Genomic DNA, 13,181 nt, shown 5'->3' with positions numbered 1-13,181 from the left:
GGTTCAAATCCTGCCCCCGCAACCAAAAATTTAACAGAATATCAAAGACTTGAAGTCGGCTCCAGCCGATCAAGTTTTTGATGTCGCGTTTTACATCAACGCCACATCAACGTTGGACGAGTCTGACAACAAATATCCAATGGAATCAATGCCACGGCTCGAAAGCAAGCACCCTGTAATCGAAGGCAGTTTCCGGATACGGTTCGGCGCGCATTCTTTCAAATGATGCACCTTGAACCAGCGTCTGAAAAGCGACGATTACTGACGTCGGCTCATGTAAGGACGATCCCAAGTCGACATTACGCACTGCGTTCAAGTGGTCTGAACCGCCCCGGTTTTACCGGAGACCCAGAATTAAGGATACTGGGTTATGGGAAAGACGAAGAACGGAACACGTTGTCCGTAAGCGGTGTCTGCGGCTCACCCGTGTTAAGCTTGACGGGGTGAAGTTCCAGGGAAGCAGTTCGTCGATTCTACTGGCCGGGTGAGCGGCGGCAATAGCTTCGAGGGTTGCCTTCAGATACCGGAGGATTTGATATGCTCGGTGAGCCGATCGACCACCGGGCCGAGGTGGAAGGCTGCAGTGCCGGCCCAATCCGCCAATGTGCTGCGGTCGATCTGGATGCCGGAGCGCGCCAAGATCTGGCTTTGGCGGTAGAATGGCAGGTGGTCCGCGAACTTGGACACTAGGACATGCGCGATAGCGCCTTCGGTCGGCAGACCGCCCTCGATCAGCCAAGGCGCGGCCGGCGCCTGGGTGACCCCGTCCGAGCAGGTTCGGCAGGCATACTTCGGCCGGATGTCGACCAGCACACGAAGCTGCGCCGGGATGATGTCCAGCTGCTCGGTGCGATCTTCGCCGATCTGGTGCATGCGGCCGCAACCGCAGGGGCACTCAAGGTTGGCCGGTTCGATGATACGCTCGATGCGTGGCAGACCCGCAGGCAGATGGCCGAGGTTGCGCTGCCGTGACCGGCGCGGCGTTGTGGCTGATGGCGCAGCCTGTTCCTTGCGGGTCTCGACCTCGGCGACGGCGGTTTCCAGGTCTTCGAAGGCCAGTTGCCGGTCGTCTTTGCTCAGCTTCTCGGACCGTTTGCCATGCACGACATGGTTCAACTCAGCCACGAGATGCTCGAGCCGCCGATTGGCTTCCTTCAGGGCATCGCGCTCCTGCAGCACCGCCAGAACAGCGGCGCGCTGGCTCTCGGGGATCGTGGACAGGTCGATGGGCGGGGCGTCGGGCATGGCCGGATTATACCGTGCTCGGGGCGCCGATGCCCGGTTATTCAACAGGTCGAGTCACTCAGCCACAGCCGGTCGGCGCACCTCCAAGGACCGCACGCGGCGCCAGTCCAGGCCAGCAAACAGGGCCTCGAACTGCGCCCTGTTCAGCGTCATGGCTCCGTCGCGGAGTGAGCCATTGGAACGCCATTGGTCAGAGAGACAATGGCGAACGGCCAGGTGAAGGGGCTTTCTTCCAACGGTTTGTAGGCCATCACGAGCCCGCTGCCGTCCCAGAACAGGATCTTCAACCGGTCGGCGCGCCTCGACCGGAACACGAAGACCGTGCCGGTGAACGGATCCTCGGCAAGCGTCGACTGGACCAGCGCCGCGAGACCGTCATGCACCTTCCGGAAGTCGACCGGCTTCGTCGCCACCAGGATCCGCACGCCCTGCGAGGGCATCAGCATGAGCGCGCCTCAAGCGCGTGGACGATCTCCGCGATCCGGGCCACAGGAATGTCATGCGCGAGTTCGATCACGACAGCACCATGTAGGATCCTGACCGGGGTCATATGCGCGGCCTCCTCTGGACAGCCATCTTCCTCGGCCACCTCGCAGACGATGAGTGGCGCGAAGACGGCGTCCTCAACTTCGGTTGCGGGCAGCACCAGCTTGCCTTGCTTGGCCTCGCACCGCCAGGCCGAGAGTTGATTGGGCAGAATGCCGAAGCGCTCCGCCACGGCATTCACCGTGGCATCCTTCTCCGAGGTCATCGAGACAGCCAACGCCTTAACCTCATCCGGCCACCGGCGATGGCCCGACGCGTAAATCTCGACGCCCAGAGATTTGAGAAACAAATTTGTAGCACACATTGCGAAACGCACTCCCCATCATGTGATGGGGACCACGTCGCAGCCCATGCCATCCGCGGCAACGTGGGGCGGAGACACCGCTTACAGACGTCCGCTCCTGCGCTGCGCTGGACGTTCATGCCTAATGCCGCGAAGGTCAACCGTTCATGCCGTTGCGCCTGCATGTTTAGCGCGTCTGTCGCTGACTGCCGCCATCTTCGACATCCAAGCGGCAACGAGTGAGAATGTAGGTTGAGCAACAATTTGAACCTCAATGAAAGCTCGCCTGAAAGGCCGTCGCGGTCAACGAGACATGGGCATCTAGCGGCGGGCGCAACTCAAATGCTTTCGGCTCACGCGAGAAATTCCAGAGGCGGAACAAGCACCATTCTGACCGGCGCTCTTCGGCGACCGCCAGTTCATTGCGGGAAATGTAAAAGGGCGTTCGTTCCCAGCCATTTGTCGTTTTCACCTCGATCAAACGCTCCTGTCCGTCCGGCGTAAAGCTGGCAATGTCGTACCCGGCACCGTCACCATCCTCTTCGGAAATCCACCGCACTTTGCGCGCCAGATCATCTCGACCGGCCATTTTCAACGCAGAACGTTCGTGTGCAACGACGCGCTCTTCTCCCGCACGTCCGAGGGCGCGGTTGCGTTCATCCCGACCCGCCACGTCGAACTTTTTAGCGACATGCAACATCTGTTCTAGTTCCTGCGGCGGCGGCTGGTTGGACAGCGTCGGTGACGGCCCAATCCAGATCTGCGCAGCCTCGCGCATACCATTTGCTGTTCGCGAAGCCGGTATCCGCCAAAGCCAAGCCGGGTTCAATGCCAACCAGCGCGCAACAGCATCTACCAAGGTCATCTGGAAATTGAACGCTGGCTTGTAGCAGGGGATCCAATCTTCGCCGAGCCCTTTCAGCACCGCGCTGATATTCTGATGCTTAAACTCGATCGAGCCTTCAGTTCGGCTCCGCAAAAGGGGCATCAAACTGCGTCGGTGCTGAGCCTTGTTGTATGGACGGCCCGCCATGTCCTCAGCCAGCATCGCGAAGTAATCCGCGACGATCAGGTCGTTTTCTGCATCTGTCCAGGGCCCGTTCGACATGCCGCCAGGCTATGAGCGGAAAGTCTGTTTGTCATCAACGACCTCTCGCGACCGTTCGCACTGGACCTGTCACGCTTTGATGCCGCTCCGATTTCTCACTTATGCAGCCTGAGCCTCGAAGGCCAGCCATAGCTGCCCAGGGACAGGGCGAACTGCTCGCGGATGTGGGCCAGGACCACCATGTCATTGCGCTGGCTGTTGCAGAGTGGACGGCGACGCCAGGCTCGATATCCCCGAGGGCTGACATCCATGATCTTACACAACCGGGCCACCGGGATTTCGTTGCGGTGTTCTTCAACGAAGGCAAACCTCGTTGTTCGGGCATTCATTCGGACCGATGGCATTCATGTCCTCATTCTCTCCGCGAAGAACACTGTTGCCTTTTTTTTAGAACGTCCCTCTCCCCCCGGAGCTGCCGGTTCTCTCTGCGCAGTTCTGCGACCTCGCGCTCAAGGTCGGATTGCGCTGTTGGCTTCTCGGGGTTCTTGCGTTCCTGCTGGATCCATCGGCTTAGCGTTGAAAAGCCAACACCGAAGTCAGCGGCAACCTGCTTGCGGGAAAGCCCGCTCGTCAATGCGACTCGAACTGCTTCTGCGCGGAACTCCGGGCTCGGTCGTGATGCCATGTCTGTTCTCCTTTGCGACACGATACGCGGTCAAAGGAGCGGAACAATTCCGCGACAGGTCCCAAGTCGATTGGTTCAACAATCGCCTACTGCTGCAACCTATCGGGAATATCCCGCCAGCCGAAGCCGAAGTGAACTTCTACGCGGCTCTGAAACACCAGACATGGCGGCGCAACTAAGACAAACCAGCCTCCGGCAAGCCCGGCGCGGATCAGACCTGTTCTCCTCGCATTTCGATAGGGTACATCTGCTGTGCCAATCTGTGTCAGGCTAGTTTTTTCAGCTTTTCTTGCCATGCTTGTCAACTCCGGAACAAATTCTGGGGCGGCCCAAGACTGAAGGCGGTGCATTCTGCAGGTGAGAGGCTGTTTACGTTGCAACCTTTACGTGACTCGGCCGAATTGTTTATCGTTATTTCAATGCACTAAAAGCCTTGCTTGCACATACACTCGAAAAGCTTGACCAAAGTGTGTAAGCAGACCTAGTGTCATGTATAAGTTTACGCGAGACAAGTTAAGGCGGCCCGCGTGTTGTCATCTCCCGTCCTTCGATGGGCGCCTGTTTTGCGAAGAAAAGTCAAAGGGTGATCCCGTGCGTGGCCGCAAGATCAAGAACATGGAAGAATTTGCCACCGTCAGCGGGATTTCCCGGCCTACAGTGTCAAAGTACTTCAACGATCCTGAAAGCGTTCGGGCGACGACGCGGGCGCGGATCGAGGCGGCGCTGGACAAATATGACTACCGTCCCAACGTGTTTGCAATGAATCAGAACCGGCGCCTGACCAAGATCGTGGGTATTGTGGTGCCCTATCTGGCGGACCCGTTCTTTGGCGAGATTGCGCGGAACGTCGAGCAATCCTGCATTGCCGAGGGTCTGTCGCCCATCCTGTTCAGCTCTCACGGCGACCCGGCCTACGAGGCAGCGATTCTCGACAGCCTGCGCGGCCTGAAGCCGGCGGGTGTTCTGCTGGCACCGCTGGGTCGATCGTCGGACCGATCCGTTGTTGAAAGGTTCTGCGACGAGGTGCCAACGGTCCTGTTTGACAGCTACATCGATGATATCGGCGAAGATTTTGTCGGGTCGAACAACGATCAAAGTATTGGTATGATTGTGGAATACCTGTGCCGGACAGGGGAGCCTCCCTGCCTGTTCGAGATGGAGACGCCGTCCAACCCGAACTCCAACAAACGCCGCGCGGCCTATGTGAAGGCCATGGAAAGCCATGGCCACGCGGTGAATGTCGTCAAGGCGCCGGGCCTGGGTTGGGACTTTGAGGAGATCGGCTGCCGCGAGGGCGGGCGGGCCATCGCCGAGGGGCGATTCGCGACGAATACCATCCTGTGCAGCAACGATCGCCTTGCCATCGGCCTGTTGGCGGCGGCGTACCAGCGCGGGCTGCGCGTCGGGCGCGGGTCTGGTCACGCCCTGCGTATTGCCGGTCACGATGACCACCCGTTTGCGCGCTATACCTGTCCGCCACTCACCACGGTTTCCCAGGACTACACGGCAATCTCCAAGAAAAGCGTGGCGGCCCTGCTTGAGCGTATCGAGGGCGGAGAAGAAGCGGGGGAGCGCAGGTCCATTCTGGTGGAAGGCAAGCTCGTCATGCGGGACTCGGCCTGATCCACAAAAAGTTTCCGCGCGTAAAGTTTTTGTTGACCGCGCGTCCCGATTCGACTTAGGTTGACCTTGCATCCGATCAAGGGAGGACACGATGTATTCCAAGGCTAAACTTGGCACGGCCACTGCCGTCGCCGCCATCATGGCAAGCGGCGCTTTCGCTGACACAATCACCATCGCCACGGTCAACAACGGCGACATGATCCGCATGCAGGGTCTGACAGACGATTTCACCGCGAAAACCGGCCATGACGTCGAGTGGGTGACCCTGGACGAAAACACGCTGCGGACGCGTGTCACCCAGGACATCGCCACCAAAGGTGGCCAGTTCGACATCATGACCATCGGCATGTACGAAACGCCGATCTGGGCTGCCAACGGCTGGCTGGTTTCGCTGGACGGTCTGCCGCCCGAATATGACGCTGACGACATCCTGCCGGCCATGGCCAACGGCCTGAGCCACGACGGCACGCTGTATGCCGCGCCGTTCTACGGCGAAAGCTCGATGATCATGTACCGCACCGACCTGATGGAAAAAGCAGGCCTGGAAATGCCGGATGCGCCCAGCTGGGACTTCATCCGGGAAGCCGCGCTTGCCATGACCGACAAGGAAAACGAGATCTACGGCATCTGCCTGCGCGGTAAGGCCGGCTGGGGTGAGAACATGGCGTTCCTCACCGCGATGTCGAACGCCTTTGGTGCCCGCTTCGTCGATGAAGACTGGCGTCCCCAGTACGACAGCGAAGCATGGTCCAACACGCTCAACTTCTACATCGACCTGATGACCGAAGCGGGCCCTCCGGGCGCATCGTCGAACGGCTTCAACGAAAACCTGTCGCTGTTCCAGCAGGGCAAATGCGGCATGTGGATCGACGCGACCGTTGCGGCGTCCTTCGTGACCAACCCGAACGACTCGAGCGTGGCGGACAAGGTGGGCTTCGCGCTGGCACCGAATGCCGGCATGGGCAAGAACTCCAACTGGCTCTGGGCCTGGGCGCTTGCCATTCCGGCCGGCACCCAGAACGAAGACGCCGCGATGGCCTTCATCGAATGGTCGACCTCGAAAGACTACCTTGCACTGGTCGCCGAGAACGAAGGTTGGGCCAACGTGCCTCCGGGAACCCGTGCCTCGCTGTACGAGACCCCCGAGTACCAGGAAGTCCCCTTTGCCAAGATGACCCTGGAATCGATCCTGACGGCTGATCCGAACAACCCGACCGTTGACCCGGTTCCGTACGTTGGTGTGCAGTTCGCCGCCATCCCGGAATGGGCAGGTCTGGCCGGTCAGATCGGCCAGGAATTCTCGGCCGCACTTGCCGGTCAGCAGACCGCCGAAGAAGCGCTTGAGAAAGCCCAGGCGATCGCATCCGAAGAACTGGAAGCCGCAGGCTACTAAGTCCCCGACTTCCAAGATCGAGGGGCGGCCAGCCCGCCCCTCTCCCCCATCTTGTACCCTTTACAGTTTTCACCCGCGTTCAACATGCACCTTGCGTGAGTAGAGAGGTTTTGCGTCATGGCGACCCAGCACTCCCGATCCGCAGCGCGCATGATGTTGGCACCAGCCGTCGTCCTTCTTCTAGGATGGATGCTCGTGCCCCTCATCATGACGCTCTATTTTTCCTTCAAAAAATACTTGCCGCTGCGCGGAGGTGACCTTGGTTGGGCCGGCTTCGACAACTACGTCCGGTTCGTGACCTCGTCCGCCTTCTGGCCCAGTGTCCAGGCCACCCTCATCATCGTGGGCGGCACCCTGCTGATCACCGTGGTTTTCGGTGTGCTGCTGGGACTTCTGCTGAACCAGCCCATGTGGGGGCAGGGTGTCGTGCGCATCCTTGTCATCGCGCCTTTCTTCGTGATGCCCACCGTTTCCGCGCTGGTCTGGAAGAACATGTTCATGGACCCGGTCAACGGCCTGTTCGCGCATCTGTGGAAGTTCTTTGGTGCCGAGCCTGTTGTCTGGCTCAGTGACGCTTCCCTGTTCTCGATCATCACCATTGTCAGTTGGCAGTGGCTGCCCTTTGCGACCCTGATCCTTCTGACGGCGATCCAGTCGCTGGACGGAGAACAGCTCGAAGCTTCCGAAATGGACGGGGCCCCGGTTCTCAAGCGCTTCTACTATATCGTGCTGCCGCACCTGGGTCGGGCCATCACCATCGTGATCCTGATCGAAACGATCTTCCTGCTGTCGATCTTCGCCGAGATCTTCGTGACCACCGGCGGCGCCTTCGGCTCCCGGACGCTGACCTACCTGATCTTCCAGCGCGTGCTGGAAAGCCAGAACGTCGGGCTCGGATCCGCAGGGGGTGTCTATGCAATCATTCTGGCCAACATCGTTGCCATCTTCCTGATGCGCATCGTCGGCAAGAACCTGGACGCGTGAGGAGATAACATCATGGCACGTGCCGTTACCCAACAACGCAAGATCATCAATACCACTGCCGCCTGGGCTGTGGGCCTGCTGATCTTCTTTCCGATCCTCTGGACGATCCTGACCAGCTTCAAGACCGAAGCCACGGCCATCGCGGATCCGCCCGTATTCCTCGCCTTCGACTGGACCCTTGAAAACTATGGGGTTGTGCTGGAACGCTCCAACTACGCGCGCTTCCTGTGGAACTCGATCATCATCGCGGGTGGCTCGACCATCCTCGGTCTGATCATCGCCGTCCCGGCGGCCTGGTCGATGGCCTTCGTGCCGTCGCGCAAGACCAAGGACATCCTGCTGTGGATGCTCTCCACCAAGATGCTTCCAGCGGTCGGCGTGCTGTACCCGATCTACCTGATCTTCATCAAGATGGGGCTGCTGGACACCCGCGCCGGTCTGATCATCGTGCTGATGCTGATGAACCTGCCGATCATCGTCTGGATGCTCTACACCTACTTCAAGGAGATCCCCGGCGAGATCCTGGAAGCCGGACGCATGGATGGGGCCGGTCTGAAGGACGAGATCCTGTTCATCCTGACACCGATGGCCATTCCGGGCATCGCCTCGACCATGCTGCTGAACTTCATCCTGGCCTGGAACGAAGCCTTCTGGACGCTGAACCTGACCGCGGCAAAAGCAGCGCCGCTGACAGCCTTCATCGCCAGCTATTCCAGCCCGGAAGGCCTGTTCTTCGCAAAACTCAGCGCAGCCTCGACCATGGCCATCGCGCCTATCCTCATTCTCGGCTGGTTCAGCCAGAAGCAACTCGTCAGCGGCCTGACCTTCGGCGCCGTCAAGTAAGGAACTGACCAATGGGACAAATTCAACTGAACCAGGTGACCAAGAGCTTCGGCGACGTACAGGTCATCCCGCCCCTTGACCTGACCATCGAAGATGGCGAGTTCACGGTCTTCGTCGGGCCTTCGGGCTGCGGCAAGTCTACCCTGCTGCGGCTGATCGCGGGGCTGGAGGACATCACCTCGGGCCATATCGCGATCGACGGCGCGGACGCCACCAACCTGCCACCCGCCAAGCGCGGCCTGGCAATGGTCTTCCAGTCCTACGCGCTGTATCCGCACATGAGCGTGCGCAAGAACATCGCCTTCCCGATGCGGATGGCGAAGATGCCCGAGGACGAACAGAACCGCCGGATCGAGGCGGCTGCCAAGGCGCTGAACCTGACCGACTATCTGGATCGGCGTCCGGGCCAGTTGTCGGGCGGCCAGCGTCAGCGGGTTGCCATCGGCCGGGCCATTGTGCGCGAGCCTTCGGCCTTCCTGTTCGACGAACCGCTGTCCAACCTGGATGCGGCCCTGCGGGTCGGCATGCGGCTGGAAATCAGCGAGATGCACGAGCGCCTGAAGGCCACGATGATCTACGTGACCCACGACCAGGTCGAAGCCATGACCATGGCCGACAAGATCGTGGTGCTGCGTGCCGGCTTCATCGAGCAGGTCGGCAGCCCGCTGGAACTGTACCACAAGCCGCGCAACACATTCGTTGCCGGTTTCATCGGCTCGCCCAAGATGAACCTCATCGAGGGTCCCGAAGCGCAGAAGCACGGCGTGCACACCATCGGCATCCGTCCAGAGCATGTTCAGGTCAGCAAGACCGAAGGCACCTGGAAGGGCACCGTCGGTGTGGCCGAACACCTCGGCTCGGACACCTATATCCACGTCCACGAGACCGGGTTGGGAGACCTGTTCACGGTCCGGATCTCCGGTGACATTCCGGTCCGGCACGGCGACACCATCTTCCTGACGCCTGACATGGAGCAGCTGCACAAGTTCGACGAGAACGGGTTGCGGTTGCCGTGAAACGGCTTGGGGGGAAAAACGCGCTGATCACTGGTGCCGCCCGCGGCATAGGCCTGGCTTTCGCCAAGGCTTATGTCCGCGAAGGCGCCAGGGTCGCCATCGCCGATATCGACATTGCGCGTGCGCGCACAGCGGCGGCAGAGATCGGCTCGGCAGCCATTGCGGTCGAAATGGATGTGACCCGGCAGGACAGCATCAATGCCGCGATCGCCACAACCATTGACACGCTGGGCAGCATCGACGTGTTGATCAACAACGCGGCGATCTTCACGGCGGCGCCGATTGTCGAGATTACCCGCGACGACTACGCGCGCGCATTCGACATCAATGTCTCTGGTGCGCTGTTCACCATGCAAGCGGTGGCACGCCACATGATCGAGCGCGGAAAAGGCGGCAAGATCATCAACATGGCCAGCCAGGCTGGACGCCGGGGCGAGCCTCTGGTTGCCGTCTATTGCGCCAGCAAGGCGGCGATCATCAGTCTGACCCAATCGGCGGGGCTGAACCTGATCCAGCACGGCATCAACGTGAATGCCATCGCCCCCGGTGTGGTCGATGGCGAGCACTGGGACGAGGTCGACGCGTTTTTTGCCAAGCACGAGAACAAGGCCCCCGGCCAGAAGAAGAAAGAAGTCGGAGACGCGGTTCCCTGCGGTCGCATGGGTACTGCTGAAGACCTGACCGGAATGGCGATTTTCCTGGCCAGCGATGAGTCCGACTACATCGTATCGCAATGCTACAACGTGGATGGTGGACAATGGATGAGCTGATCTCACTCTCGAATGAAACGCTGTCCCGGTTGCCGGCCGCGATCTTGCGCCCGCACTACGACCGATCAAAGCTGACCGCGGGCATCGTGCACATCGGCGTCGGCAACTTCCACCGGGCGCATCAGGCCTGGTACCTGCATCGCCTGATGCAGGCGGGGGCCGCGCAGGACTGGGCCATCGTCGGTGCGGGCGTTCGTCCCTACGATGCCGTGATGCGCGAAAAGTTTCTCGCGCAGGATTGCTTGACCACGTTGATCGAACTGGACCCTTCCGGATCATCGGCCGAGGTCATCGGCTCGATGATCGACTATCTGCCGATCAGCGAAGGCAATGCGCCGCTGATCGCCCGCATGGTCGACCCGGCAATCCGGATCGTGGCCCTGACCGTGACCGAAGGCGGCTACTATGTCGATCCGGCCACCAGTGCCTTTGACGGCGCGCACCCGGACATGCAGCATGACGCGGCAAATCCCCGGACACCGCGTACCGCGTTTGGTGCCGTGATCGAAGCCCTGCGCCAAAGGCGTGACAACGGCATCGGCCCCTTCACCGGGTTAAGCTGCGACAACCTTCTGGCCAACGGTCGCGTCATGCGCCAGACCGTCGTTTCGCTGGCCCGCATGTCCGATCCGGCGCTTGCCGATTGGATCGACACCAAGTGCACCTTCCCGAACTCGATGGTCGATTGCATCGTTCCCGCCACCGGCGAGAAAGAGATCGCCCAGGCGCACCGCTTCGGGATCGACGATGCAGTCCCCGTGACCCATGAGAACTTTCGCCAGTGGGTGATCGAGGATGACTTCTGCGCGGGCCGTCCCGATTGGGATCAGGCCGGGGCGACGTTCTCCAACCAGGTTCATGACTATGAAACCATGAAGCTGCGCATCCTGAACGCGGGACACCAGATCATCGCCAACCCCGGCGAGATCCTGTCGGTGCCGACGATCTCGGGCTGCATGTCGCATCCCTCTATTGCGGCCTATTTCCGGAAGGTACAGCGTGAGGAAATCGCGCCCCATGTGGCCCCGGTGCCGGGCATGACGCCCCAAGCCTATGTAGACCTGATCGAACGCCGCTTCGGCAACCCGGCCATCGTCGACACGACACGGCGGGTGGCCTTCGACGGCTCGTCGCGGCACACCGGGTTCGTTCTGCCCCTGGTGCGCAAGGGACTGGCCACCGGCAATTCGATCCAGGGTCTGGCCCTGGTCGAAGCACTCTGGGCGCGCATGTGCTACGGCGCGCGGGAAGATGGCACTGCGATCGAGCCCAACGATCCGTTCTGGGACGATCTGGTCCGGGCCGCAAAGGCGGCCAGGGAGCATCCGCAGACCTGGTTGACCCAGCATCACCTGTACGGCGACCTTGCCGAGCAGCTTCCCTTCGCACAGGCCTTTGACCGTTGGCTGCGCCTGATCTGGTCGGAGGGCTGCGAAGCCGCGCTGCAAGCCTATTGCGCCGGATCGAAGGGCTAACGACCCGCGGATTCAGGACCGGAGGCCCGCGATGTCGGGCCTCCGGTCTGCGCGGAAGGGCCCGTTCGGACGCGGCCGAAGGCTCAGAACGCCTGGCCGACGTAGAAGTAGATGTTCTTCTCATCCAGATCGTTGATCGCGACATCCAGCGAGAGATCGATCGGGAAATCCTTTGACACGCGATAGCGCAGCCCCAGCCCACCAGCATAGCGCAGGTCACTGTCGCGGGTCAGGGTCCGTCTGCCGAACTCAAGCGAACTCAGGGTTTCGCCCACGCCTGCGAAGGCCACCCCGCCAAAGCGCTTGCTGAAATTCTGGCGCAACTCGGCCTGCGCCGTGACCATCTGGTTGCCGTAGTATTGGAACAGCGAAAACCCGCGGATCTGGCTGCCCAGAAGGCAGGAGTCGAAGAACGGCGCTTCGTCTTCGACAAGGCATCCCGTGGCGTTGGCGGCCAGAACGGTTTGCGGGCCAAGCAACCAGTAGTGATCCAGCGCCAGCGTGGATTTCAGGTAACTGAAACTGGCACCACCAGAGACCTGGTTGGTCAGGAAATTGAACTCGGCCAGACCGCCTTCGGACGGGTACAGGCTGTCGTTGCGGGTGTCCCATTGCGCCACCAGGCCCAGCGAGGCCAGTGTGATGTCGGTCAGATCCTGGATGCCGGGGGGCAGGGTGGCATTGCCGATCGCATTCACGCGGCTTTCCAGGTAACGGAAGCTCAGACCGGCGGACAGGTGCGGCGTGAAGCCAAATCGGTACTCGGCATTCAGGGCGACGCCTTCCTGATTGATCTCAAGCGGATCGCCGTCGACATAAAGGTCATAGGTCACATCGGCAGCACCCAGGTACAGCATGCCGTTGTGCCGTTTTTCATCCAGCGACAGGCTGGTGCCGATGGCGCCCGCGCGGCTGCCGTTGTTCGTGGCAAAGACCCCGACGCCGATGAATGAATTGTCCGACTTTTCGTCTTCCTGAAACACATAACCCGCGCCAAGGATCAGGCCGGTGCCGAAGGTCGGGCTATTGACCGGGATCGGCACCACCAGCATCGAGCCTGCGCCAAATCCATAGTCCTTTGATGCCGTCGACGTGTCGGACGCGGCGGGGGCTGCTTCGGGCGGCGTCGATTGCTGGGTGTCTTCTGCGTGGGTCGGCACGCCGGCCAACAAGGCCAGCAGCGCGGTTGCAGTTGCGCCCACCGCGGGGAAATGTCGTTTCATGTCACATCCGGTCTCGTGCTGCCCAATGGCCCTTGGCGCGCAACATG

15 protein-coding genes are annotated in these 13,181 nt (G+C 60.7%); 7 read left to right on the top strand and 8 right to left on the bottom strand.

Annotated features, from left to right (window positions below):
- Positions 1-337 precede the first annotated feature (337 nt).
- The 7 genes from H8B03_RS19210 to H8B03_RS11535 all read right to left on the bottom strand — a co-directional run bounded on the left by H8B03_RS19210 (position 338) and on the right by H8B03_RS11535 (position 4,103).
- Complete coding sequence (locus H8B03_RS19210) at positions 338-595, bottom strand: transposase domain-containing protein (protein WP_394355467.1); 258 nt, start codon at positions 593-595, stop codon at positions 338-340.
- Positions 517-1,245 carry a transposase gene (locus H8B03_RS11560; protein ID WP_226925861.1) on the bottom strand — a complete coding sequence of 243 codons (729 nt, stop codon included), beginning with the start codon at positions 1,243-1,245 and terminating at the stop codon, positions 517-519. The genes H8B03_RS19210 and H8B03_RS11560 overlap by 79 nt, the downstream gene beginning before the upstream one ends.
- Positions 1,246-1,394: 149 nt before the next feature.
- Positions 1,395-1,691 (bottom strand): IS66 family insertion sequence element accessory protein TnpB, encoded by a 297-nt coding sequence (gene tnpB, locus H8B03_RS11555; RefSeq protein WP_226925860.1) that lies wholly within the window; start codon positions 1,689-1,691, stop codon positions 1,395-1,397.
- Positions 1,685-2,095, bottom strand: coding sequence for a transposase (locus H8B03_RS19120; RefSeq protein ID WP_264299185.1), 411 nt, complete (start codon positions 2,093-2,095; stop codon positions 1,685-1,687). The genes tnpB and H8B03_RS19120 overlap by 7 nt, the downstream gene beginning before the upstream one ends.
- 250 nt (positions 2,096-2,345) lie before the next feature.
- Positions 2,346-3,182 (bottom strand): DUF3883 domain-containing protein, encoded by an 837-nt coding sequence (locus H8B03_RS11545; protein WP_193141894.1) that lies wholly within the window; start codon positions 3,180-3,182, stop codon positions 2,346-2,348.
- 352 nt (positions 3,183-3,534) lie between these two features.
- The gene (locus H8B03_RS11540; RefSeq protein ID WP_193141893.1) at positions 3,535-3,807 is read right to left on the bottom strand and encodes a transposase; all 273 of its coding nucleotides are present in this window, start codon (positions 3,805-3,807) and stop codon (positions 3,535-3,537) included.
- Positions 3,808-3,893: 86 nt separating this feature from the next.
- Positions 3,894-4,103: a hypothetical protein gene (locus H8B03_RS11535; protein WP_193141940.1), complete on the bottom strand. Its 210-nt coding sequence runs from the start codon at positions 4,101-4,103 to the stop codon at positions 3,894-3,896.
- A 295-nt stretch (positions 4,104-4,398) separates the two neighbouring features.
- Between H8B03_RS11535 and H8B03_RS11530 the strand changes: the two genes are divergently transcribed.
- From H8B03_RS11530 to H8B03_RS11500, 7 genes are all read left to right on the top strand, one after another.
- On the top strand, positions 4,399-5,430 hold the full coding sequence (locus H8B03_RS11530; RefSeq protein ID WP_193141892.1) for a LacI family DNA-binding transcriptional regulator: 1,032 nt from the start codon (positions 4,399-4,401) through the stop codon (positions 5,428-5,430).
- Between the two features lie 91 nt (positions 5,431-5,521).
- The gene (locus H8B03_RS11525) at positions 5,522-6,823 is read left to right on the top strand and encodes a sugar ABC transporter substrate-binding protein (protein ID WP_193141891.1); all 1,302 of its coding nucleotides are present in this window, start codon (positions 5,522-5,524) and stop codon (positions 6,821-6,823) included.
- Positions 6,824-6,940: 117 nt separating this feature from the next.
- Positions 6,941-7,807, top strand: a complete 867-nt coding sequence (locus H8B03_RS11520) for a carbohydrate ABC transporter permease (protein ID WP_193141890.1) — start codon at positions 6,941-6,943, stop codon at positions 7,805-7,807.
- A gap of 12 nt (positions 7,808-7,819) precedes the next feature.
- On the top strand, positions 7,820-8,650 hold the full coding sequence (locus tag H8B03_RS11515; RefSeq protein WP_193141889.1) for a carbohydrate ABC transporter permease: 831 nt from the start codon (positions 7,820-7,822) through the stop codon (positions 8,648-8,650).
- 11 nt (positions 8,651-8,661) lie between these two features.
- Positions 8,662-9,666 (top strand): ABC transporter ATP-binding protein, encoded by a 1,005-nt coding sequence (locus H8B03_RS11510; protein WP_193141888.1) that lies wholly within the window; start codon positions 8,662-8,664, stop codon positions 9,664-9,666.
- Entirely contained in the window at positions 9,663-10,436 is a 774-nt protein-coding gene (locus tag H8B03_RS11505) for an L-iditol 2-dehydrogenase (RefSeq protein WP_193141887.1), read from the top strand. Before H8B03_RS11510 ends, H8B03_RS11505 begins: the two co-directional genes overlap by 4 nt.
- Positions 10,424-11,911, top strand: a complete 1,488-nt coding sequence (locus H8B03_RS11500; protein WP_193141886.1) for a mannitol dehydrogenase family protein — start codon at positions 10,424-10,426, stop codon at positions 11,909-11,911. The genes H8B03_RS11505 and H8B03_RS11500 overlap by 13 nt, the downstream gene beginning before the upstream one ends.
- Before the next feature lie 83 nt (positions 11,912-11,994).
- On the opposite strand, the gene H8B03_RS11495 is transcribed toward H8B03_RS11500, so the two are convergent.
- A complete protein-coding gene (locus H8B03_RS11495; RefSeq protein ID WP_193141885.1) occupies positions 11,995-13,134 on the bottom strand; it encodes a BamA/TamA family outer membrane protein in 1,140 nt (379 codons plus the stop codon).
- Positions 13,135-13,181: the final 47 nt, after the last annotated feature.

Origin of the sequence: Meridianimarinicoccus sp. MJW13 (genome assembly GCF_014901205.1) — a bacterium.
In the GTDB taxonomy this organism is placed as follows: domain Bacteria; phylum Pseudomonadota; class Alphaproteobacteria; order Rhodobacterales; family Rhodobacteraceae; genus Meridianimarinicoccus.
Note: the sequence above shows the minus strand (reverse complement) of the source record. Positions and strands in the feature narration are given on the sequence as shown.

Coding starts and splice junctions, on each gene's coding strand:
- H8B03_RS11560 (WP_226925861.1), bottom strand. CDS start 1,245: ATGCCCGACGCCCCGCCCATCGACCTGTCCACGATCCCCGAGAGCCAG.
- tnpB (WP_226925860.1), bottom strand. CDS start 1,691: ATGCTGATGCCCTCGCAGGGCGTGCGGATCCTGGTGGCGACGAAGCCG.
- H8B03_RS19120 (WP_264299185.1), bottom strand. CDS start 2,095: ATGTGTGCTACAAATTTGTTTCTCAAATCTCTGGGCGTCGAGATTTAC.
- H8B03_RS11545 (WP_193141894.1), bottom strand. CDS start 3,182: ATGTCGAACGGGCCCTGGACAGATGCAGAAAACGACCTGATCGTCGCG.
- H8B03_RS11540 (WP_193141893.1), bottom strand. CDS start 3,807: ATGGCATCACGACCGAGCCCGGAGTTCCGCGCAGAAGCAGTTCGAGTC.
- H8B03_RS11535 (WP_193141940.1), bottom strand. CDS start 4,103: ATGGCAAGAAAAGCTGAAAAAACTAGCCTGACACAGATTGGCACAGCA.
- H8B03_RS11525 (WP_193141891.1), top strand. CDS start 5,522: ATGTATTCCAAGGCTAAACTTGGCACGGCCACTGCCGTCGCCGCCATC.
- H8B03_RS11520 (WP_193141890.1), top strand. CDS start 6,941: ATGGCGACCCAGCACTCCCGATCCGCAGCGCGCATGATGTTGGCACCA.
- H8B03_RS11515 (WP_193141889.1), top strand. CDS start 7,820: ATGGCACGTGCCGTTACCCAACAACGCAAGATCATCAATACCACTGCC.
- H8B03_RS11510 (WP_193141888.1), top strand. CDS start 8,662: ATGGGACAAATTCAACTGAACCAGGTGACCAAGAGCTTCGGCGACGTA.
- H8B03_RS11500 (WP_193141886.1), top strand. CDS start 10,424: ATGGATGAGCTGATCTCACTCTCGAATGAAACGCTGTCCCGGTTGCCG.
- H8B03_RS11495 (WP_193141885.1), bottom strand. CDS start 13,134: ATGAAACGACATTTCCCCGCGGTGGGCGCAACTGCAACCGCGCTGCTG.